The sequence below is a fragment of the Pseudomonas sp. RtIB026 genome (assembly GCF_016861355.2).
Taxonomy (GTDB): domain Bacteria; phylum Pseudomonadota; class Gammaproteobacteria; order Pseudomonadales; family Pseudomonadaceae; genus Aquipseudomonas; species Aquipseudomonas peradeniyensis.
In genome coordinates, this window is the sequence record NZ_AP023348.2 from 150,477 (window position 1) to 172,276 (window position 21,800).

At 62.5% G+C, this 21,800-nt stretch carries 20 protein-coding genes, 2 tRNA genes and 1 rRNA gene; 11 read left to right on the forward strand and 12 right to left on the reverse strand.

The genetic code is table 11. The annotated features are described in order from the left end of the window. Nucleotides 1–148: 148 nt before the first annotated feature. The 5 genes from PRtIB026_RS00765 to tyrS all read right to left on the reverse strand — a co-directional run bounded on the left by PRtIB026_RS00765 (nt 149) and on the right by tyrS (nt 5,502). Nucleotides 149–224: transfer RNA gene (locus PRtIB026_RS00765), tRNA-Ala, on the reverse strand. A 24-nt stretch (nt 225–248) separates the two neighbouring features. Next, a tRNA-Ile gene (locus tag PRtIB026_RS00770) sits at nt 249–325 on the reverse strand. An 86-nt stretch (nt 326–411) separates the two neighbouring features. Next, nucleotides 412–1,948 (reverse strand): 16S ribosomal RNA (locus PRtIB026_RS00775). Between the two features lie 857 nt (nt 1,949–2,805). Continuing rightward, nucleotides 2,806–3,831: an IS110 family transposase gene (locus tag PRtIB026_RS00780; RefSeq protein ID WP_203646634.1), complete on the reverse strand. Its 1,026-nt coding sequence runs from the start codon at nt 3,829–3,831 to the stop codon at nt 2,806–2,808. Between the two features lie 471 nt (nt 3,832–4,302). Continuing rightward, entirely contained in the window at nt 4,303–5,502 is a 1,200-nt protein-coding gene (gene tyrS, locus PRtIB026_RS00785) for a tyrosine--tRNA ligase (protein WP_203649984.1), read from the reverse strand. A 212-nt stretch (nt 5,503–5,714) separates the two neighbouring features. Between tyrS and PRtIB026_RS00790 the strand changes: the two genes are divergently transcribed. After that, on the forward strand, nt 5,715–7,130 hold the full coding sequence (locus tag PRtIB026_RS00790) for a peptidoglycan DD-metalloendopeptidase family protein (RefSeq protein WP_203649982.1): 1,416 nt from the start codon (nt 5,715–5,717) through the stop codon (nt 7,128–7,130). Between the two features lies 1 nt (nt 7,131). Beyond that, the gene (locus PRtIB026_RS00795; protein ID WP_203649980.1) at nt 7,132–8,223 is read left to right on the forward strand and encodes an anhydro-N-acetylmuramic acid kinase; all 1,092 of its coding nucleotides are present in this window, start codon (nt 7,132–7,134) and stop codon (nt 8,221–8,223) included. 57 nt (nt 8,224–8,280) lie between these two features. Here PRtIB026_RS00795 and erpA read toward each other — a convergent pair whose 3' ends face one another. After that, complete coding sequence (gene erpA / locus PRtIB026_RS00800; protein WP_050703544.1) at nt 8,281–8,631, reverse strand: iron-sulfur cluster insertion protein ErpA; 351 nt, start codon at nt 8,629–8,631, stop codon at nt 8,281–8,283. A gap of 145 nt (nt 8,632–8,776) precedes the next feature. Further along, complete coding sequence (gene argC, locus PRtIB026_RS00805; protein WP_186731668.1) at nt 8,777–9,811, reverse strand: N-acetyl-gamma-glutamyl-phosphate reductase; 1,035 nt, start codon at nt 9,809–9,811, stop codon at nt 8,777–8,779. Between the two features lie 140 nt (nt 9,812–9,951). Between argC and hemJ the strand changes: the two genes are divergently transcribed. The 7 genes from hemJ (at nt 9,952) to PRtIB026_RS00840 (ending at nt 14,791) form a co-directional block, all read left to right on the forward strand. Beyond that, the gene (hemJ, locus tag PRtIB026_RS00810) at nt 9,952–10,377 is read left to right on the forward strand and encodes a protoporphyrinogen oxidase HemJ (RefSeq protein WP_203649978.1); all 426 of its coding nucleotides are present in this window, start codon (nt 9,952–9,954) and stop codon (nt 10,375–10,377) included. A gap of 30 nt (nt 10,378–10,407) precedes the next feature. Continuing rightward, nucleotides 10,408–11,364, forward strand: a complete 957-nt coding sequence (locus PRtIB026_RS00815) for an NAD(P)H-dependent flavin oxidoreductase (RefSeq protein WP_203649969.1) — start codon at nt 10,408–10,410, stop codon at nt 11,362–11,364. 51 nt (nt 11,365–11,415) lie between these two features. Further along, complete coding sequence (locus PRtIB026_RS00820; protein ID WP_110734638.1) at nt 11,416–12,198, forward strand: SDR family NAD(P)-dependent oxidoreductase; 783 nt, start codon at nt 11,416–11,418, stop codon at nt 12,196–12,198. 64 nt (nt 12,199–12,262) lie between these two features. Continuing rightward, complete coding sequence (locus PRtIB026_RS00825; protein ID WP_110734636.1) at nt 12,263–12,601, forward strand: histidine triad nucleotide-binding protein; 339 nt, start codon at nt 12,263–12,265, stop codon at nt 12,599–12,601. Nucleotides 12,602–12,667: 66 nt separating this feature from the next. Beyond that, on the forward strand, nt 12,668–13,315 hold the full coding sequence (gene coq7, locus PRtIB026_RS00830) for a 2-polyprenyl-3-methyl-6-methoxy-1,4-benzoquinone monooxygenase (protein ID WP_110734634.1): 648 nt from the start codon (nt 12,668–12,670) through the stop codon (nt 13,313–13,315). A gap of 10 nt (nt 13,316–13,325) precedes the next feature. After that, entirely contained in the window at nt 13,326–14,363 is a 1,038-nt protein-coding gene (locus PRtIB026_RS00835; RefSeq protein WP_203649967.1) for a DUF2157 domain-containing protein, read from the forward strand. 8 nt (nt 14,364–14,371) lie between these two features. Then, nucleotides 14,372–14,791 carry a hypothetical protein gene (locus tag PRtIB026_RS00840; RefSeq protein ID WP_203649965.1) on the forward strand — a complete coding sequence of 140 codons (420 nt, stop codon included), beginning with the start codon at nt 14,372–14,374 and terminating at the stop codon, nt 14,789–14,791. Nucleotides 14,792–14,811: 20 nt separating this feature from the next. Here PRtIB026_RS00840 and PRtIB026_RS00845 read toward each other — a convergent pair whose 3' ends face one another. Further along, on the reverse strand, nt 14,812–15,234 hold the full coding sequence (locus tag PRtIB026_RS00845) for an OsmC family protein (protein WP_110734630.1): 423 nt from the start codon (nt 15,232–15,234) through the stop codon (nt 14,812–14,814). 190 nt (nt 15,235–15,424) lie between these two features. Between PRtIB026_RS00845 and crp the strand changes: the two genes are divergently transcribed. Continuing rightward, nucleotides 15,425–16,069, forward strand: a complete 645-nt coding sequence (crp, locus tag PRtIB026_RS00850) for a cAMP-activated global transcriptional regulator CRP (protein ID WP_050703538.1) — start codon at nt 15,425–15,427, stop codon at nt 16,067–16,069. Here the strand turns inward: crp and PRtIB026_RS00855 are convergent. The 4 genes from PRtIB026_RS00855 to PRtIB026_RS00870 all read right to left on the reverse strand — a co-directional run bounded on the left by PRtIB026_RS00855 (nt 16,066) and on the right by PRtIB026_RS00870 (nt 19,420). Continuing rightward, nucleotides 16,066–16,770, reverse strand: coding sequence for a lipoate--protein ligase family protein (locus PRtIB026_RS00855; RefSeq protein ID WP_203649963.1), 705 nt, complete (start codon nt 16,768–16,770; stop codon nt 16,066–16,068). The two genes, crp and PRtIB026_RS00855, sit on opposite strands and share 4 nt — an antisense overlap. Nucleotides 16,771–16,937: 167 nt before the next feature. Next, nucleotides 16,938–17,771 (reverse strand): indole-3-glycerol phosphate synthase TrpC, encoded by an 834-nt coding sequence (trpC, locus tag PRtIB026_RS00860; RefSeq protein WP_203649961.1) that lies wholly within the window; start codon nt 17,769–17,771, stop codon nt 16,938–16,940. Beyond that, complete coding sequence (trpD, locus tag PRtIB026_RS00865) at nt 17,768–18,817, reverse strand: anthranilate phosphoribosyltransferase (RefSeq protein WP_186731674.1); 1,050 nt, start codon at nt 18,815–18,817, stop codon at nt 17,768–17,770. The genes trpC and trpD overlap by 4 nt, the downstream gene beginning before the upstream one ends. A gap of 9 nt (nt 18,818–18,826) precedes the next feature. Further along, nucleotides 18,827–19,420 carry an aminodeoxychorismate/anthranilate synthase component II gene (locus PRtIB026_RS00870; RefSeq protein ID WP_110734621.1) on the reverse strand — a complete coding sequence of 198 codons (594 nt, stop codon included), beginning with the start codon at nt 19,418–19,420 and terminating at the stop codon, nt 18,827–18,829. 376 nt (nt 19,421–19,796) lie between these two features. Here PRtIB026_RS00870 and estP point away from each other — a divergent pair, with 376 nt between their 5' ends. Next, the gene (gene estP, locus PRtIB026_RS00875) at nt 19,797–21,701 is read left to right on the forward strand and encodes an esterase EstP (protein ID WP_203649958.1); all 1,905 of its coding nucleotides are present in this window, start codon (nt 19,797–19,799) and stop codon (nt 21,699–21,701) included. The last annotated feature ends 99 nt before the right edge of the window (nt 21,702–21,800 follow it).

The window sequence follows — 21,800 nt, forward strand, 5'->3', positions numbered from 1 at the left end:
CTGATCCACCAGCAGTGAAACTGGTGTTCAGTCTATTTCTATCACATATCCGAATTTTTAAAGAACGATCTGACAAAAGTCAGAAATCAACATTCATCACCGAATGTTCATTTCTAAGTTCTGAGCAGTGCTGCGAAACCTGAAAGAGTGGTGGAGCCAAGCGGGATCGAACCGCTGACCTCCTGCGTGCAAGGCAGGCGCTCTCCCAGCTGAGCTATGGCCCCGTATTCTAGGCCGCACCAAGTAATTGGTAGGTCTGGGCAGATTTGAACTGCCGACCTCACCCTTATCAGGGGTGCGCTCTAACCAACTGAGCTACAGACCTATAACAGGGTCGCGTTACAGCATCGTCTTTACACAATGAATCAAGCAATTCGTGTGGGAGCTCATCAGCAGGCTGATGTCTTCGATTAAGGAGGTGATCCAGCCGCAGGTTCCCCTACGGCTACCTTGTTACGACTTCACCCCAGTCATGAATCACACCGTGGTAACCGTCCTCCCGAAGGTTAGACTAGCTACTTCTGGTGCAACCCACTCCCATGGTGTGACGGGCGGTGTGTACAAGGCCCGGGAACGTATTCACCGCAACATTCTGATTTGCGATTACTAGCGATTCCGACTTCACGCAGTCGAGTTGCAGACTGCGATCCGGACTACGATCGGTTTTGTGAGATTAGCTCCACCTCGCGGCTTGGCAACCCTCTGTACCGACCATTGTAGCACGTGTGTAGCCCAGGCCGTAAGGGCCATGATGACTTGACGTCATCCCCACCTTCCTCCGGTTTGTCACCGGCAGTCTCCTTAGAGTGCCCACCATTACGTGCTGGTAACTAAGGACAAGGGTTGCGCTCGTTACGGGACTTAACCCAACATCTCACGACACGAGCTGACGACAGCCATGCAGCACCTGTGTCAGAGTTCCCGAAGGCACCAATCCATCTCTGGAAAGTTCTCTGCATGTCAAGGCCTGGTAAGGTTCTTCGCGTTGCTTCGAATTAAACCACATGCTCCACCGCTTGTGCGGGCCCCCGTCAATTCATTTGAGTTTTAACCTTGCGGCCGTACTCCCCAGGCGGTCAACTTAATGCGTTAGCTGCGCCACTAAAATCTCAAGGATTCCAACGGCTAGTTGACATCGTTTACGGCGTGGACTACCAGGGTATCTAATCCTGTTTGCTCCCCACGCTTTCGCACCTCAGTGTCAGTATCAGTCCAGGTGGTCGCCTTCGCCACTGGTGTTCCTTCCTATATCTACGCATTTCACCGCTACACAGGAAATTCCACCACCCTCTACCGTACTCTAGCTCGCCAGTTTTGGATGCAGTTCCCAGGTTGAGCCCGGGGCTTTCACATCCAACTTAACAAACCACCTACGCGCGCTTTACGCCCAGTAATTCCGATTAACGCTTGCACCCTCTGTATTACCGCGGCTGCTGGCACAGAGTTAGCCGGTGCTTATTCTGTCGGTAACGTCAAAATTGCACGGTATTAACGTACAACCCTTCCTCCCAACTTAAAGTGCTTTACAATCCGAAGACCTTCTTCACACACGCGGCATGGCTGGATCAGGCTTTCGCCCATTGTCCAATATTCCCCACTGCTGCCTCCCGTAGGAGTCTGGACCGTGTCTCAGTTCCAGTGTGACTGATCATCCTCTCAGACCAGTTACGGATCGTCGCCTAGGTGAGCCATTACCTCACCTACTAGCTAATCCGACCTAGGCTCATCTGATAGCGCAAGGCCCGAAGGTCCCCTGCTTTCTCCCGTAGGACGTATGCGGTATTAGCGTTCCTTTCGAAACGTTGTCCCCCACTACCAGGCAGATTCCTAGGCATTACTCACCCGTCCGCCGCTGAATCAAGGAGCAAGCTCCCGTCATCCGCTCGACTTGCATGTGTTAGGCCTGCCGCCAGCGTTCAATCTGAGCCATGATCAAACTCTTCAGTTCAATACTGCTTGGGTTTTTAAGAAACCCTAAACTTGGCTCAGCAATCTCAAATGACTATGTGATTTCTCGCATGGCCACTTGTGATGCTGATAATCTTGGCGACTATCAGTCCATACTCACAAGCACCCACACGAATTGCTTGATTCAATTTGTTAAAGAGCGTTTGGTTAAGAGCCTTTCGTCTCAACCGAGGCGCGCATTCTACGCTTTCCTCATTTCGTGTCAAGCGTTTATTTTGAAGTTTTTCGTTTCACTTCAAATACTTGACTCGCTGCGATCTCTCGTAGCGGGAGGCGAATCATACAGCGTTACAACCTGCTGTCAACTGCCTTTTTCACCGCTGCCGATCGTGAGACCGAAGCACCTCCGCCACCCTCTTCAACAATCAACTCTTTGATATTCAAGGAGTTTTTTGTTCCGATGTCGCTGGAAGTGGGGCGCATTATAAGGGGATCTGAGAGAGCGTCAACCGTTAATTTCATTAAAGTGAAATATCGGGGGGGAAAGACCATGCCGGGGCCACCAAGTGTTCGCCGAGAGCCTTGCAGCGCCTATCAGATCGAGCGCCGCCCGCGCGGCGCATCGCGGCACAAGGCCGCTCCTACATCTATGGTTACCCCCATTTCTGCAATACTGTACTGAGATGTGCGTGAGTTTGGTTTGCGTCAATCTATACGGCGTCGTGTGGGAGGTTGGTCCCGCGCCTCGATGAAAATCGCGCCCGACGAGCCTAGATATTTGTTCGGCTTCTGAAGCCGAGTAGGAGCTCAGGTTGATCGCCAGGCCGGTATACCGTTCACGTCATCTGTGTGCAGCATCGCAAAACCAGGTGGGTTGTTACTCGTGTGTCTGCAGGGTCAAGCGTTCATGGCGCTTGACCCTGCATCAAATTCGCTGTGGTGTGCCGTGATGGCCCAGGCGATTCGGGCCAGTTTGTTGGCGATAGCGCACACCACCAGGTTGGGGTGGTGAACACGTAGCAAGCCACGTACCCAGTCCGCCAGCTTGCCGGTTTTGCGCTCCAGCCCAATCAGATAGACCCTCGCGCACTGGATCAGCAGTCGTCGCTGATTGCCGTCGCCCCGCTTGCTGATTCGCCCCAGGCAAGGTTTGCCGCCTGTCGTGTGCTGCCTGGGAACCAGGCCTATGGAGGCTGAATAATTTCGCCCACAGCGGAACTGCTTACCATCACCCAATTCCGCAGCCAGGGCGGTAGCGGTGATCGGGCCAATACAAGGTATCGACATCAAACGGGAAGCAAGATCATCGCTAACGGCCTGGCTATGCACTTCCTTGTCTAGAGCCTTGATCCGATCATCGAGATAGCGGAAGTGGGCATGTAGGTCCAGCAACAGCTTCTTGATCAACGGTGAGAAGGTACTGTCGTCCAGCAGAATGGGGAGCTCCCGGACCGCCTTGAAGGTGGGTGCCAAACTGACCCCCACCTCGAGCAAATAAGCGTGGATGCGGTTCATGGTGGCAGTACGGTCTCTGATGAAGCTGTCGCGCAGTGAATTGAGCATCGCCAGCGCCTGCTGGGCCTCGGTTTTGGGAGGCACGAAGCGCATCTGATCGCGGGTTGCCGCCTCACCGATAGCGGCAGCATCGGCAAAGTCATTCTTGTTGCTTTTCACGTAGGGGCGAACGAACTGTGCGGGAATAAGTTTGGGCGTATGACCCTGTCTCGTCACCTCTCGCGCCATGAAATGAGAGCCACCACAGGCCTCCATCGCCACCGTACAGGGCGCAAGATTGGCAAGGTGGCGGATGAGTGACTCACGGTTGAACCTGCGGTGATAGAGCTCATGACCCCGATCATCCTGAGCGTGTACATGGAAGCTCAACTTTCCCAGGTCGATGGCGATGATGGCGACAGTGTTCATGGCGTTGCACTCCGATAGGCACCCTGTGAAAGCTTAGAGGGCTGACACAGGATGGGGCGGGGGTAGCCATTTCATTATTTGTTGCAACGTACCGAACCTGTCAGGCCATGGTTGCCAGCCTTGTTGGTCCGACGCGGTTTCGGCGTGGGCACCACTGCCGCTCCGCACGACTTGAGGCATGCACCAAGGCAGGCGCCGCCTCACTCCCAGGAACAATTGGCACGAAACAGATGTAGGAGCGGCCTTGTGCCGCGATGCGCCGCGCGGGCGGCGCTCGATCTCATAGGCGCCAGAGAACCCTCGGCGGACACCTCTGAGACACAACGCAATCCCAAGGCGAACACCCCGCACACACAACCCAACCCCAAGACAGGCACCCTCCAGCCCCAACACCTATATAAGCAACCCCAAAAACAAAAGCGGGGAGACCTACCTGCCTCCCCGCTTCTATATAGCTACACCACCAGGCGATCACTCCGCCTTGAGGCTGACCCGGGCAAACGCCTTCTTGCCCGCCTGGCACACATGGGTCGCACCAACCACAAACATGAAGTCACGGTCGACCACCACACCATCCACCTTGACCGCACCGGCGCCGAGCAGATCTCGCGCCTGCGCCGAGTTCTTCACCAGGCCAGCCCGGTTCAACACAGCAGCGATCGGCAGATCTTCAGCAGCGGCCACTTCGATCTCCGGCAGATCCTCCGGCAACTCGCCTTCCTTCATGCGGTTGCCCGCGGCACGGTGCGCATTGGCCGCAGCCTCTTCACCATGGAAGCGAGCCACGATCTCCTCGGCCAGCTTGATCTTGATGTCGCGCGGGTTGACGCCGTTCTCGACATCCGCCCGGAACTGATCGATCTCTTCCATCGAACGGAAGCTCAGCAGCTCGAAGTAACGCCACATCAAGGTGTCGGGAATCGACACAAGTTTGCTGTACATCACCCCAGGCGCTTCCTGGATACCGACATAATTGCCCAACGACTTGGACATCTTCTTCACGCCATCCAGCCCTTCGAGCAGCGGCATGGTGACGATGTTCTGCGCCTCCTGACCGTAGGCGCGCTGCAACTCGCGCCCCATCAGCAGGTTGAACTTCTGGTCGGTGCCGCCCAGTTCGACATCGGCCTTCAAGGCGACGGAGTCGTAACCCTGCACCAGCGGATAGAGGAACTCATGGATCGCGATCGGCTGGTTGGTGGTGTAGCGCTTGTCGAAGTCGTCGCGCTCGAGCATGCGCGCCACGGTGTACTGCGAGGCCAGGCGAATGAAGTCGGCAGGCGTGAGCTTGTCCATCCAGGTGGAGTTGAACGCCACCTCGGTCTTCGCCGGGTCGAGGATCTTGAACACTTGCTGCTTGTAGGTCTCGGCGTTATCCAGCACCTGCTCGCGGGTCAGCGGTGGGCGGGTGGCGCTCTTGCCGCTCGGGTCGCCGATCATGCCGGTGAAGTCGCCGATCAGGAAGATGACCTGATGCCCCAGCTCCTGGAACTGGCGCAGCTTGTTGATCAGCACCGTGTGCCCCAGATGCAGGTCGGGCGCGGTTGGATCGAAGCCCGCCTTGATGCGCAGCGGTTGGCCACGCTTGAGCTTCTCCACCAGTTCCGATTCGACCAGTACCTCTTCCGCACCGCGCTTGATAAGCGCCAGCTGCTCTTCAACCGACTTCATAGACAGACCCGCAACGCTAGGATTCAAGGGGAGCCAACCATACAAGATCGGCCATCAAATACAAGTTTCGCAAAGGATTGTGACCCGAACGGCGCACCGCAACGTCTACGCGCCCTTGCGTGAGAATGGATTTGGTTATATTTTATACAGTTATTTCATCTTCATCATGTCATTCATCTTTTCCATTTCACCTTTTCAAAGTCACCTTATCTATGACCAACGAAACGCCTAAAGCGCCCCCGCTTTATCCGAAAAGCCATCTGTTGGCCGCAAGCGGCATTGCCGCCCTCCTCAGCCTGGCCTTGCTGGTCTTCCCTTCCAGCGAAGTGGAAGCCAAGAAAACCACCCTCAGCCTGGAGCTCGAAAGCCCGGCAGAACAGCTCAAGGACGAGTCCCGCAGCGCCCCCCTGGTAGAGGCAGGACAGGGCAGCGACTCGCCATTCGCCCAGATCGACGGCGCCGAGCCCGAGACCGCCAAGGCGGAGCCGACACCGGCCCCCGCCGCCAAGCCGGAAGAGAAGGCCCCAGGCCACCGTGAAGTAGTGGTCAGCCGCGGCGATACGCTTTCCACCCTGTTCAACAAGGTCGGCCTGCCGGCCAACGCCGTCCATGACGTCCTGGCGAGCAACAAGCAGGCCAAGCAGTTCAGCCAGCTCAAGCACGGCCAGGTGCTGCAGTTCGAACTGGACAAGGACGGCCAGCTGACCAGCCTGCACAGCAAGGTCAGCAACCTCGAGACCATCCGCCTGAACAGGACCGAAAAGGGCTTCGCCTTCGAACGCGAGGTCAGCAAGCCGGTGGTCCGTACCGCCTACGCCCATGGCGTGATCAAGAGCTCGCTGTCCGCCTCCGCCCAGCGCGCCGGCCTGTCCCACAGCATGACCATGGACATGGCGCGGATCCTCGGCTACGACATCGACTTCGCCCAGGACATCCGCCCTGGCGACGAATTCGACGTGGTCTACGAGCAGAAGATGATGGACGGCAAGGTGGTCGGCACCGGCAACATCCTCTCCGCCCGCTTCACCAACCGCGGCAAGACCTACACCGCCGTGCGCTACACCAACAAGCAGGGCAACACCAACTACTACACCGCCGACGGCAACAGCCTGCGCAAGGCGTTCATCCGCACCCCGGTGGACTTCGCCCGCATCAGCTCGCGCTTCTCCGCCGGGCGCAAGCACCCGATCCTCAACAAGATCCGTGCGCACAAGGGCGTCGACTACGCCGCGCCACGCGGCACACCGATCAAGGCCGCCGGCGACGGTCGCATCGAACTGGCCGGCCGCCGCGGCGGCTACGGCAACACCGTGATCATCGCCCATGGCAATTCGTACAAGACCCTCTACGGCCACATGCAGGGCTTCGCCAAGGGCATCAAGACCGGCTCCAGCGTCAAGCAGGGTCAGATCATCGGCTACATTGGCACCACCGGCTTGTCGACCGGCCCGCACCTGCACTACGAGTTCCAGGTCAACGGTGTCCACGTCGACCCGCTGAGCCAGAAGGTGCCGATGGCCGACCCGATCGCCAAGGCCGAGCGCCAGCGCTTCAACCAGCAGAGCCAGCCCCTGATCGCCCGCATGGATCAGGAAAAGGCCACCCTGCTCGCCGCCAACAAGCGCTGACATGGCGCTCTACCTGGGGGTGATGTCCGGCACCAGCCTTGATGGCCTGGACATCGCCCTGATCGAGCAAGACGAGCAGCTGCGGCTGCTCGCCACCCATTACATCCCCATGCCCGTCGACCTGCGCCAGGACCTGCTCGGCCTCTGCGCCAGCGGCCCCGACGAGATCGCCCGCGCGGCCCTGGCGGAAAACCGCTGGGCCACCCTGGCAGCACAGGGCATCAATCATCTGCTGGCCGCCCAGGGCCTGGCGCCCGACGCCATCCGCGCCATCGGCAGCCACGGCCAGACGGTTCGCCATGAGCCGGCCCGTGGCTTTACCGTGCAGATCGGCAACCCGGCCCTGCTGGCCGAGCTCACCGGTATTTGCGTAGTAGGCGATTTTCGCCGCCGCGACGTGGCAGCTGGCGGCCAGGGTGCGCCCTTGGTACCGGCATTCCACGAATCGTTGTTCGGTCACCTCGGCCAGCGCCTGGCAATCCTGAACGTCGGGGGCTTCAGCAACCTGAGCCTGATCGAGCGCGACCAACCGGTACACGGCTTCGACTGCGGCCCGGGTAACGTGCTGCTGGACGCATGGATCGAACGCAAGCGGGGCCAGGCCTTCGATGCCAATGGCGCCTGGGCGGCCAGCGGCAGCGTCCGCCAGGACCTGCTGAACGCTTTGCTGAGCGACCCGTTCTTCGCCGGCAACGGCCCGAAGAGCACCGGCCGCGAGGTCTTCAACCTGCCCTGGCTGGATGCACACCTGGCGCGCCTGCCGGCCTACCGTGACGAAGATGTCCAGGCCACCCTGCTGGAACTGACGGCGAGCAGCATCATCGACTCGCTGCGCCAGGCCCAGGACGGCACCGAGGCCTTGCTGGTCTGTGGTGGAGGTGCGCGCAACGGCGCATTGATGGCGCGCCTGGCGGCCCTGCTGCCGAGCGCCAAGGTCGCCAGCACCGCGGCACATGGCGTGGACCCCGACTGGGTCGAGGCCATGGCCTTCGCCTGGCTGGCCCATTGCTGCCTGGAGGGCATCCCGGCCAACCGCCCCAGCGTGACCGCCGCCCGCGGCCTGCGCATCCTCGGCGCGATCTACCCCGCCTGACCCACCAGAATGCAAAACGCCGCGCAATTGCGCGGCGTTTTCACAGCGGGGCGCGGATCAGATCGAGAACGACGAACCGCAACCGCAGGTAGTGGTGGCGTTCGGGTTCTTGATCACGAAGCGCGAACCTTCCAGGCCTTCCTGGTAGTCGACTTCGGCGCCCGCCAGGTACTGGTAGCTCATCGGGTCGACGACCAGCGCAACACCTTCGCGCTCGACGATGGTGTCGTCGTCGGCCACGTCTTCATCAAAGGTGAAACCATACTGGAAGCCCGAGCAGCCGCCGCCGGTCACGAACACACGCAGCTTCAGCCGCTCGTTGCCCTCTTCGCTGACCAGGGTTTTCACCTTGTGCGCAGCCCCGGGAGTGAACTCCAAAGCCGTGGGGGTGAAGGTTTCGACGCTCATGTTGATTCTCCCGGCGCAGTGCCGCCATAAAACTCGATGGCGGGTATTATCCGCTTGTCCGAGAAAATCGGTCAAGAATTGTGCGGCTTTAGTCGCCCCCATGAAAAAGGCCCGCACGAGGCGGGCCTTGGCAACGACGGCCGGCTTACGGCAGCAGCCCGGCGTGGGACAAGCCCATGCGCTCGTCGAGACCGAACAGGATGTTGAGGTTCTGCACCGCCTGGCCCGACGCGCCCTTGACCAGGTTGTCGATCACCGACAGCACCACCACCAGGTCACCGCCCTGAGGCCGGTGCACGGCGATGCGGCAGACGTTGGCACCGCGCACGCTGCGGGTTTCCGGGTGGCTGCCGGCCGGCATGACGTCGACGAACGGTTCGTTGGCGTAGCGTTTCTCGAACAACGCCTGCAGGTCGACCGAGGTATCGGCGACCGTCGCGTACAGGGTGGCATGGATGCCACGGATCATCGGGGTCAGGTGCGGCACAAAAGTCAGGCCGATGTCCTTGCCCGCCGCCTGGCGCAGGCCCTGGCTGATCTCCGGCAGGTGACGGTGGCCCTTGACCGCGTAGGCCTTCATGCTTTCACCGGCCTCGCAGAACAGCGAACCTACCGCAGCGCCGCGGCCGGCACCGCTGACGCCCGACTTGCAGTCGGCGATCAGTCGCGACGGGTCGGCCAGGCCGGCTTCCAGCAGTGGCAACAAGCCCAGCTGGGTGGCGGTCGGGTAGCAACCCGGCACGGCAATCAGGCGCGCCTGGCGGATCTTCTCGCGGTTCACCTCGGGCAAGCCGTAGACGGCGTCCTTGAGCAGCTCAGGCGCACCATGGGGCTGGCCGTACCACTTGCCCCATTCGGCGGCGTCCTGCAGGCGGAAGTCGGCGGACAGGTCGATGACCTTGGTGCCGGCCGCCAGCAGTTCGCCCGCCAGGGCGTGGGCGACGCCGTGGGGCGTGGCGAAGAACACCACGTCGCAGGCCGCCAGGGTCTTGCTGTCCGGCACGCTGAACGCCAGGCCATCGTAATGGCCGCGCAGGTTCGGGTACATGTCGGCAACCGCCACGCCCGCTTCGGAGCGCGAAGTGATGACCGCCACTTCGGCCTGTGGGTGCTGCGCCAACAGACGCAGCAGTTCGACACCGGTGTAACCCGTGCCGCCGACGATACCGACCTTGATCATGACGCTTGCCCCTTATCAACGAGACCACTGGAAAGCGCACGATAATAGGGGCCAAGGGCGCCTGTAACAACTCTTGGGATGACCCTTCGGGCCCTTGGCCTCTACTATCTGACGACCGTGAAAACCTGAAGGAACTCCCCATGCTCTATCTATGGATCAAGGCGCTGCATATCGTCAGCGTGGTCTGCTGGTTCGCCGGCCTGTTCTACCTGCCACGCCTGTTCGTCTATCACGCCCAGAGCCAGGACAGCATCAGCCTCGAGCGCTTCACCACCATGGAGCGCAAGCTGTACCGGGGCATCATGAACCCGGCGATGATCGCCACCTATGTGTTCGGCGGCTGGATGCTGTACCTGAACCCCGGCTGGCTGAGCCAGGGCTGGCTGCACGCCAAGCTCACCCTGGTGGTCCTGCTCACCGTCTACCATCACATGTGCGGCGCCCAGCGCAAACGCTTCGCCGCCGGCACCAACACCCGCAGCCATGTGTACTACCGCTGGTTCAACGAGGCACCGGTGCTGATGCTGCTGGGCGTCGTAATTCTCGTGGTGGTCAAACCGTTCTGACGATATCCACCCGCCTACAGGAGTTTCGCCATGTCCCTGCCCGCCTCGCTCGAACAACGCCTGCGCCTGCCCCTGGTGGCGGCGCCGATGTTCCTGATCTCCAATCCCCGGCTGGTGCTCGCCTGCTGCGCCAATGGCGTGGTGGGCAGCTTCCCGGCCCTGAACCAGCGTGACAGCGCAGGGTTCAAGGCCTGGCTGGAGGAGATCGAGGCCGGACTGGCCGAGCTGCAGGCGCCCGCGCCCTATGCGGTCAACCTGATCGTGCACCCGACCAATCCGCGCCTGCAGGCCGACCTGGCACTGTGCGTCGAACATCGCGTGCCCATCGTCATCACCAGCCTCGGCGCGGTGAAGGAGGTGGTCGACGCGGTGCACAGCTATGGTGGCCTGGTGTTCCATGACGTGACCACCCGTCGCCACGCCGAGAAGGCCGCCGAGGCCGGCGTCGACGGGCTGATCGCCGTGGCCGCCGGCGCCGGCGGGCATGCCGGGACCTGGAGCCCGTTCGCCCTGGTCGCGGAGATCCGCCAGTTCTTCGACAAGACCCTGCTGCTGGCCGGTTGCCTGAACCATGGCCATGAACTGCTGGCTGCGCAATTGCTGGGGGCCGACCTCGGCTACATGGGCACCCGCTTCATCGCCACCCGCGAGAGCCAGGCCCAGGACGCCTACAAGCAGATGATCCTGGGTGCCGGGGCCGCCGATATCGTGCATACCCCGGCGGTGTCCGGCATCCCCGCCAGTTTCCTGCGCCAGAGCCTGGAGCAGGCCGGCTACGACCTGGCGGCACTGAAGAGTGGCCATGAAGCCGGCAAGCTCAAACCCCTGGATGAAGAGGCCAAGGCCTGGAAGACCGTCTGGTCGGCCGGCCAGGGGGTCGGTGAGATCCATGACCTGCCCACGGCCGCCGAACTGATCGGGCGCTTGCACAACGAATACCGGACAGCCCTGGAGCGTAGCCAGCAGCTGCACGGCAACGCCTTGTAGCAATTCGGCCACGCTGTAAACTAGGCGCCCCTTTCGCCCCAGGAGCCTTGCATGACCCGTTACGCCATGATCACCGGAGCTTCCAGCGGCCTGGGCCTGGCCCTGGCGGAAGCCCTGGCACGGCGCGGGCGCAACCTGATCCTGGTGGCGCGCCAGCGCGAGACGCTGGAGCCGGTGGCCATCGAGCTCACCCAACGCTTTGGCGTGGAAGTGCTGTTCCGTGCCTGCGACCTCAGCCAGCCTCTACGCCTGTCTGGCTTCGTCCTCGAGCTGGAGGAAGGCGAGCGGCGCATCGACCTGCTGGTGAATTGCGCGGGGCAGCGTACCTATGGGCCGTTCCTGGCCCATGAGTGGGCCGATGAACAGGACCTGCTCGAGGTCAATATCCTCGCCCTGAGCCGCCTGTGCCATGCCATTGGCAACCTGATGGCGATCCAGGGCGGCGGGCAGATCCTCAACGTCGCGGGGCTGGCCGGCGTCGCACCAGGCCCGTGGATGGCTGCCTACGCGGCGAGCAAGGCCTATGTGCTGAGTTTCTCCGAGGCCCTGCGCGAGGAACTGCGACGGACCGGGATCAAGGTCTCGGTGCTGTGCCCGGGGCCGGTGCGCTCGGCCAGGCGCCGCATCCCCCGGCTCGATGGCAACAGCCGCTGCCTGAGCCCCGAGGAAATCGCCCTGTACACCGTCCGCGCCCTGGACCGCAACCGCGCGCTGATCCTGCCCGGCCGGCGCAACCGCTGGCTGGCCTTCGCCCCGCGCCTGCTGCCGCGCTGGCTGACACGCAAGCTGGCCGGGATGATCCATCGCCGCTATTGCCCGATCGGCATGGAATAGCCACTGGGCGAGCGGCGGCGGGCTCAGTACACTCAGCCCCGACACTCACCATGGAGCACGTGCTGTGGACGATTTATTCCTCAGAATCATCAACCGGGAGATCCCGGCGAAGATCATCTACGAAGACGACCAGGTCCTGGCCTTCCACGATATCGCCCCCCAGGCCCCGGTCCATTTCCTGGTCATCCCGAAGAAACACATCCGCACCCTCAACGACCTGACCGAAGAGGACAAAGGCCTGGCCGGCCACATCCTGTTCACCGCCCAGCGCCTGGCCCGGGAACTCGGCTGCGAAGAGGGCTTCCGCGTGGTGATGAACTGCAACGAGCAGGGCGGCCAGACCGTCTACCACATCCACATGCACGTGCTTGGCCAGCGCCAGATGCACTGGCCGCCGGGCTGATCCAAGGCAAGCCTGCCCAGGGGTATTGAGGTAGACTGTCGGGCATCACTTCAGCGGAGGTGCCCGATGGCTACCGAACGTCACTACTCGCCGCTCGACCGCTTGTTGCTGCAGGCCGATACCGCCATGCGCACCTTGCTGCCCTTCAGCGGCCAACCCGCCCGCCCATCCCCGGCAATCATCCAGCCGGACGCCGAACTCGACGAGCAGCAGACCCGCCATATCGCCGGCCTGATGCGCATCAACCACACCGGCGAAGTCTGCGCCCAGGCGCTGTACCAGGGCCAGGCCCTGACCGCCAAGCTGCCCCAGGTGCGCAAGGCCATGGAGCATGCGGCGGAAGAAGAAATCGACCACCTGGCCTGGTGCGAGCAGCGCATTCGCCAGCTCAACAGCCACCCCAGCGTGCTCAACCCTGTGTTCTACGGCCTGTCGTTCGGCATCGGCGCCCTCGCCGGGCTGGTCAGCGACAAGGTCAGCCTGGGCTTCGTCGCCGCCACCGAGCATCAGGTGTGCAAGCACCTGGACGAACACCTGGAGCAGATCCCCGAGAACGACGGCAAGTCCCGCGCCATCCTCGAGCAGATGCGTGTCGACGAGGAACACCACGCCGAGTCCGCGCTGGAAGCCGGCGGGTACCGTTTTCCGGCCCCCGTGCGCTTTGGCATGAGCCTGCTGGCCAAGGTCATGACCAAGAGCACCTACCGGATCTGAGGCACTCGCCATGGAACGCTTCGACGCCAGGGACCTGGCACGCGCCGTGAGCGCCGGGGTACTGCAGCCCGGCCAGGACCGTGCACTGGTGGACTTCCTGCGCCAGCAACCGCAGGCCTCCGGCAGCTTCCAGCTGGCTCACGTTGCGTTCTACTTCGGAGCCCTGCTGATCATGGGGGCCATGGGCTGGCTGCTCACGGAAGCCTGGATGCGCATCGGCGACTCAGCGCTACTGACGATCGCCCTGCTCTATATTGCCGCGATCACCTTGTTTGCCCTGTCACTGCAACGCCGTGGCCAACCTGTTGCTGCGGGAGTACTGGCAGCGGTGGCAGTCAGTATCGTTCCACTGGCGGTGTTCGCCGTTGAGCGGTTGGTCGGCTGGTGGCCACTGGAGGATGCCCAGGGCGATTACCACCAGTACTACACCTATGTGCAGGGTGGTTGGCTGGCCATGGAAGCGGCAACCGTGCTGGCCGGCCTGCTGATGTTGCGCCTGGTGCCCTTCCCCTTCATCGTCATGCCGATTGCCGTGGCTTTGTGGTTCATGTCGATGGACCTCACCGAATGGTTGCATGGCGATCTCTTCGACTGGGAGCAACGCCGCACCGTGTCGCTGTGGTTTGGCCTTGGCATGCTGCTGGTATTTCTCGTGGTGGACGGGCGCACAGCGCGGGACTATGCCTTCTGGGGCTACCTGGCCGGGCTGGCGGCATTCTGGGGCGGGCTGACGCTATTGGACAGCGGGAGTGAATGGGGCAAGTTCCTGTACTGCCTGATCAACCTGGGGTTGATGAGCCTGGCAGTGCTGTTGCGCAGGCCGGTGTTCATGGTGTTCGGCGCAATGGGTGTGGCGGCTTACCTGGGTTACCTTTCCTACGAGGTCTTCGCCGACTCCCTGCTGTTCCCGGTAGTGCTGACCCTGATCGGCCTCGCGGTCATCGGCCTGGGCGTGCTCTATCAGAAGCGACGTGAAACATTGAGTGCGCACCTGCGGGCAAAAATACCTGCCGGCCTTTTGCAACTGCTGCCGGCATTGCGGCGTTGAGCGTTCGCATGCTCACCGCTCGCCTGCTGCAAGGCCTTGGGCTGATACTGGTTGCCTATCTCTTTGTTTGCCTGATGACCGGCGGTCTCAGGCAAACCGGATTCAGCCTGGAACTGCCAGATCTCGTCGAGCCCGACAGCAACAGTGCGTTGGAACTGCTGCTCTTCGCCGTACCCGGGCTATTGCTGTTTCTGCTGTTCGGCTGTTTTATCCGCAATCGTCGAACGCTCATCCACACTTATGTGCTGCTGGCGATCATGGTCGCGCAATTGCAATGCCTGAACTTTGCCGAAAGCTACGGCAGTACCTGGAGCGGCCTGGAGCTTGTCATGCTGCTGGGCATGAACACGCATTGGTTGTTGCTTGCCCTCATCCCAGGGCTCGCACTGCTGCTGGGTATCGAGCGGTTGCGCAGACAGAGCGCCTGAAGAGCAGGCGCTCCTGCACATCAACCAAGTTCGACAATTTCGTAACCGTGCGTGATCTCGACGCCCGCGCGATCCAGCATGATCGACGCCGAGCAGTACTTCTCCGCCGACAGCTCGACCGCACGCTTGACCTGCGCCTCCTTCAAGCCACGGCCCTTGACCACGAAGTTGAGGTGGATCTTGGTGAACACCTTGGGGTCCTCATTGGCGCGTTCGGCTTCCAGGAAGGCCTCGCAGCTTTCCACGGCCTGGCGCGACTTCTTGAGAATGCTGACCACGTCGAAGCTGCTGCAGCCACCGAGGCCAAGCAGGAGCATCTCCATCGGGCGCACGCCCAGGTTGCGGCCCCCGGCTTCAGGCGGACCGTCCATGACCACGACATGGCCGCTCCCCGACTCGCCAAGGAACATCGCTTCACCGGCCCACTGGATGCGTGCCTTCATCTATCCGGACTCCCGATCTCGTAAAAGGGTGTCAGCTTAGACCTTGCGAGGCTGTCGGAAAAGCTCAAGCCGCGTCGCTTTTGTGCCGATTCAAGTTGAAGTGTCTGATAAGCTGGCGCCAAATGACTGGCGCATGCTGCCAGGCAGCCCCTATAAAAAGCCAATGCGTCGCATCGAACAGGATTTCGTGATGGTCTCCTCAGCCCTGCCACCCAAGATCAAGAACATCGACAAGCTGCTGGCCCACTGCCAACGCCGTCGCTATGCCGCCAAAAGCAACATCATCTGTGCCGGCGACCGGGCCGAGACCTTGTCGTTCATCATCAAGGGCTCGGTGACCATCCTGATCGAGGACGACGACGGCCACGAGATGATCATCGCCTACCTCAACAGTGGCGATTTCTTCGGTGAGCTGGGGCTGTTCGAGCCGGCAGGCCAGGAACATCAACGCAGCGCCTGGGTGCGTGCCAAGACCGAGTGCGAAGTGGCCGAGATCGGCTACGACAAATTCCGTGAGCTGGTACGCCTGGAGCCGGAAATCCTCTATGCCCTGGGCAGCCAGATGGCCCAGCGCCTGCGCAACACCACCCGCAAGGTCGGCGACCTGGCGTTTTTCGATGTCACCGGACGGGTCGCCCGCTGCCTGCTCGACCTGTGCAAGCAACCCGACGCCATGACCCACCCCGACGGCATGCAGATCAAGATCACCCGCCAGGAGATCGGTCGTATCGTCGGTTGTTCACGGGAGATGGTCGGCCGCGTCCTCAAGGACCTCGAGGAGCGCAGCCTGGTGCAGGTCAAGGGCAAGACCATGGTGGTCTACGGCACCCGTTAATCCTGCGGCAGCTCCGCCAACACTTGCTCATAGGCCTGGCTCAAGCGCTCGAACCAAGGGGCGGTAGGCGCCACCTCGTGCAGGGCGATATGGCTGTCGGCGCGGCAGCGCTGGTCCAGCTCGCAGCACTCATTGAAGCGGTTGACCGCCGCGACCATCGATTCGCGTTCGTTGTCCAGCAACAGCGCGCCATGCACCAACACCACCGGGCGCTTGCCCCCCATCCCCTGGCGCCAGCGCTGGGCCGTGCCGACCAGCTTGCGGCCATTGAGGTTGACGTTGTAGCGGCCATCGCAGAAGGCGCCGTCGATCTCCCCCACCGAGGCGACACCACCCCATTCGCGCAGCACGTCGCACAGCGGCAGGCACAGACGCTCGTAGGCATTCTCGATGCGGCCCTGGTCACCCTCGCTGCGCGGGGCCACGTAGACCAGCGCCACGTTGACGGTCGCATGGGATTGCGGCACGGGCTCGCCTCCGGTTTCACGCAGCAGCACCGGCCAGCCGGCGATGGCCAGCTCGGCACAGGCGGCCTCGAAGTTGTCCAGGCGGCTCATGCGCCGGGGCATGACCAGGGCATGGTCGGTCGGGCGCCAGAACAGCACGCCGGATTCGCGCTCGCCGCGGCAGACGGCGGCCAGCAGGTCCTGTTCGGCGTGCAGGCCTTGTTCGACGGTGAGGGCAAGGGGTTGATCGGTCATTGATCCACCATTGATGTTGGATTCTATGGCCTCTTCGCGGGTAAACCCGCTCCCACAGGTGCTGCACACTCCTTGAGAGCGACAGAAGTCCTGTGGGAGCGGGTTTACCCGCGAAAGGGCCGGGGCAGGCCTACAAAAAAGCCGGCGTAACGCCGGCTTCGTTTAAATCAGTCCAGTTGCAGAACAGTCTTCTTCACCTGTTCGGGGAAGAACAGCCGCTGCAGCTCCAACCCTGGCTGCTCGGCGCGCATGAACGCCTCGCCGACCAGGAACGAATACACCTCGTTGATTTCCATCAGCTCGACATCGGCACGGTTGAGGATGCCGCTCTCGGTGATGGCCAGGCGATCGCGGGGGATGCGTGGCAGCAGGTCGAGGGTAGTCTCCAGGCTGACTTCGAAGGTATGCAGGTTGCGGTTGTTGACCCCGACCAACGGGGTGTCGAGGGTCTTCAACGCACGTTCCAGCTCATCACCGTCATGCACTTCGACCAACACGTCGAGGCCGACGTCCTTGGCGGTGGCGGCCAGCTCGGCCATCTTCACGTCGTCCAGCGCCGATACGATCAGCAGCACGCAGTCGGCGCCCAGCGCACGGGCTTCGACGATCTGGTACGGATCGACCATGAAGTCCTTGCGGATCACCGGCAGCGAAACGGCGGCGCGCGCCTGCTGCAGGTAGACGTCGGCACCCTGGAAGTAGTCCACGTCGGTCAGCACCGACAGGCAGGTCGCCCCGCCTTTCTCGTAGCTGACGGCAATCTCCGCCGGTACGAAGTTTTCGCGGATCACGCCCTTGCTTGGCGAGGCCTTCTTGATTTCGGCGATCACCGCGGGCTGCTTGCGCTTGGCCTGCTCGATCAGCGCCTTGGCAAAGCCACGGGGCGCATCAGCGGCCTTGGCCAGACGCTCGAGTTCAGCCAGGCTGACCCGCGCGCTGCGCTCGGCCACTTCCTGGAATTTGCGGGCGATGATCCTTTCCAGCACCGTCGGTACGCTCATGCTTCGTTCTCCACCTTGAATACCGCAGTAAAGGCGCCCAGCTCCTGCAGTTTCTCCCAGGCCAGCCCGGTGTGCAGCACATCGTGGGCCAGCTCGACACCCTGGGCCAGGGTCATCGCGTGGTCGGCGGCATACAGCGCCGCGCCAGCGTTGAGCACGATCATCTCGGCGGCCTTCTGGCCGTTCTCGGTCTTGCGCCGGCCCAGGGCGTCACGGATCAGCTCCAGCGATGCCTGCGGCCCCTCGACCGCCAGGCCATGCAGGCTCTGGCTCTTCATGCCGAGGTCTTCCGGCTCGACCCAGTACTCGGTGATCTGGTCATTCTTCAGTTCGGCGACGAAGGTCGGCGCGGCCAGGCTGAACTCGTCCAGACCGTCCTTCGAGTGCACCACCAGCACATGCTTGCTGCCCAGGCGCTGTAGCACCTCGGCCAACGGGCGGCACAGGGCCTGGGTGAAGACCCCGACCACCTGGTGTTTCACACCGGCCGGATTCGTAAGCGGGCCGAGCATGTTGAACAGGGTGCGCAGGCCCAGGTCGCGACGCGGGCCGGCGGCGTGCTTCATGGCACTGTGATGGGTCTGGGCGAACATGAAACCGATGCCGAGGCTATCGATGCAGCGGGCGACCTGGACCGGGGTCAGGTTCAGGTAGATACCGGCGGCTTCCAGCAGATCGGCGCTGCCACTCTTGCCGGAAACCGCACGGTTGCCATGCTTGGCCACGGTGCAACCAGCTGCAGCCAGCACAAAGGCCGAAGCAGTCGACACGTTGAAGATGTTGGCGCCATCACCGCCGGTGCCGACGATGTCGACCACGCCGTCGAGGGTCTTCAGCTCGACCTTGTCGGCCAGCTCACGCATCACCGACACCGCGCCGACGATCTCGTCGATGCTTTCGCTCTTCATGCGCATGCCCATGAGGAAAGCGCCGATCTGCGCCTCGCTGCACTGGCCGGTCATGATCTGGCGCATGACGTCGCGCATTTCCTCGGTGGACAAATCCAGGTGGCCGACGATACGGCTCAAAGCGGTCTTGATATCCATGATCGGTCCTTAACGGCGTCCGCCGGTCTGCTTGAGGAAATTGGCGAACAGCTCGTGGCCCTGCTCGGTGAGGATGGATTCGGGATGGAACTGTACCCCTTCGACGTTCAGGGTTTTATGACGCAGGCCCATGATTTCGTCGACGGAGCCGTCTGCGTGGGCGGTCCAGGCGGTTACCTCCAGGCAGTCGGGCAGGGTTTCGCGCTTGACCACCAGCGAGTGGTAGCGGGTCACGGTGAGCGGGTTGTTCAGGCCGGCGAACACGCCCAGGTCACGGTGCAGCACCGGGCTGGTCTTGCCGTGCATCACCTGGCGGGCGCGTACCACGTCGCCGCCGAAGGCCTGGCCGATGGACTGGTGGCCCAGGCAGACGCCCAGGATCGGCAGCTTGCCGGCGAAGTGCAGGATGGCCTCGATGGAGACCCCGGCTTCGCTCGGCGTGCACGGGCCCGGGGAGACGACGATGCGCTCGGGGTTCAGGGCTTCGATCTGGGCGATGGTCATTTCGTCATTGCGAATGACCTTGACCTCGGCACCCAGCTCGCCAAGGTACTGCACGACGTTGTAGGTGAAGGAGTCGTAGTTGTCGATCATCAGTAACATCTGCAACGAACCTCTTGAATACTGACTTTTGATTCGAGCCTTCCGCTGCCGCTCATGAATGCGGCCGATCCCGCACGGGGCGGTTGACGGAACAAGTGGGGAAGGCAAACGGGGACGGGCCGGGCGAACCGGCAGGAGAAAAAGTCAGGCGCGCCAACGCCAACGGGCGACGGCCTTGATAACGCGCATCAAGAGTTTGCTGACGATCAACACAGGGTAGGTCTCGTTCATACGTTCCGGGACAGTAACCTACCGGGGCGGCGGGTGCAATATGCCCCTAAACACTGGAAAAACATTGCCATGCTGGGCAAAGACCGGCGATTTGCTATGTTCATGCGGCTTGCCTTAATAAAAACAACGAAAAGGATATTCATGCATGCGCAAGACCCCATTCCTGCACGTCACCCTCGGCATGCTCGCCCTCACCTGCAGCCAGGCCATCATGGCCGCGCCCTCCCCCTACGCATCACTCATCGTCTTCGGTGACAGCCTCAGCGACGCCGGGCAGTTCCCCGACCTGACCGGCGGCACGCCAGGCATGCGCTTCACCAACCGCGATGCCAATGGCAACTACGCGCCGGTGTCGCCGATGATCCTGGGTGGCAGGCTGGGCTTTTCCGGCACAAGCCTGGGGCCCTCGACGTCGCTGACCAACCAGCTGCAAGGCACCCCGGACGGCAACAATTGGGCCGTGGGCGGCTACACCACGCAGCAGATCCTCGACTCGATCACCGACACCTCGCAAGCCGTCATCCCACCCGGTCGCCCCGGCGCCGGCACGGTTCTGCGCGAGCGTGACGGTTACCTGGCCAACGGCCTGCGGGCCGATCCCAATGCCCTGTACTACCTGACCGGTGGCGGCAACGACTTCCTCCAGGGTCTGGTCAACAGCCCCGCCGACGCGGCCGCCGCCGGTGCCCGCCTGGCGGCCAGTGCGCAGGCGCTGCAACAGGGCGGCGCGCGCTACATCATGGTCTGGCTGCTGCCGGACCTGGGGCAGACACCGAACTTCAGCGGCACGCCCCAGCAAGGGCCGCTGTCGCAACTGTCCGGCGTGTTCAACCAGTCGCTGGTCAACCGGCTCGGGCAGATCGACGCCGAGATCATCCCGCTCAATGTCCCAGTACTGCTACGCGAGGCCCTGGCCAGCCCCGCCCAGTTCGGCCTGGCCGCCGACCAGAACCTGGTCGGCACCTGCTACAGCGGCGACGGCTGCGTGGGCAACCCGGTCTACGGGGCGAACGGCACGACGCCGGACCCGACCCGGCTGCTGTTCAACGACTCGGTGCACCCGACCATCGCCGGTCAGCAACTGATTGCCGACTACGCCTATTCGATCCTCGCCGCGCCCTGGGAACTGACCCTGCTGCCGGAAATCGCCCACGCCAGTATCCGCGCCCACCAGGATGAACTGCGCAACCAGTGGCAGACGCCCTGGCAGGCGGTCGGTCAATGGCAGGCGTTCGTCGCCACCGGCGGCCAGGACCTGGATTTCGGCAGCCAGCGCAGCGCCGCCAGTGGCGACGGGCGCGGCTACAACCTGACCCTCGGCGGCAGCTATCGGCTGGATGACGCCTGGCGCGTGGGGCTGGCAGCGGGCGTGTACCGGCAAAAGCTCGAGGCCGGCCAGGAGGATTCCGACTACAAGCTCGACAGCTACCTTGCCAGTGCCTTCGCCCAGTTCCGCCAGGATCGCTGGTGGGCCGACGCGGCGCTGACCGCCGGGCACCTGGACTATCGCGACCTCAAACGCACCTTCGCCTTGGGGGTGAATGACCGCAGCGAGAAAGGCGATTCCAATGGCGAAGCCTGGGCCGTCACCGGCCGGGTGGGCTACAACCTGGCGGCCGAGAGCAGCCGCTGGCAACTGGCACCGTTCATCAGCGCCGACTATGCGCGGGTCAAGGTCGATGGGTATGACGAGAAAAGCGGCCGCTCCACGGCGCTCGGCTTCGACGATCAGGAGCGCACATCGCGCCGGCTGGGGGCCGGCCTGCTAGGGAGCGTGCAGCTCCTGCCGACGACCAGGCTGTTTGCCGAGGTGGCCCGCGAGCACGAGTTCGAGGACGATCAGCAGGACCTGCGCCTGCACCTGACCAGCCTGCCGGCGAACGACTTCACCCTGACCGGGTATACGCCGCACAGCAACCTGACCCGCGCCAGCCTGGGGCTGAGCCATGAACTGGTGCCGGGGGTGAACCTGCGGGGGAACTATAACTGGCGCAAGAGTGATGAGTTGACCCAGCAAGGGGTGAGCCTGGGGGTCAGCGTCGACTTCTAGCTCTTTGGGGCCGCTCTGCGGCCCATTCGCGGCTAAAGCCGCTCCTACAGGTACTACGCCAATCTGTGGGAGCGGCTTTAGCCGCGAATGGGCTGCAAA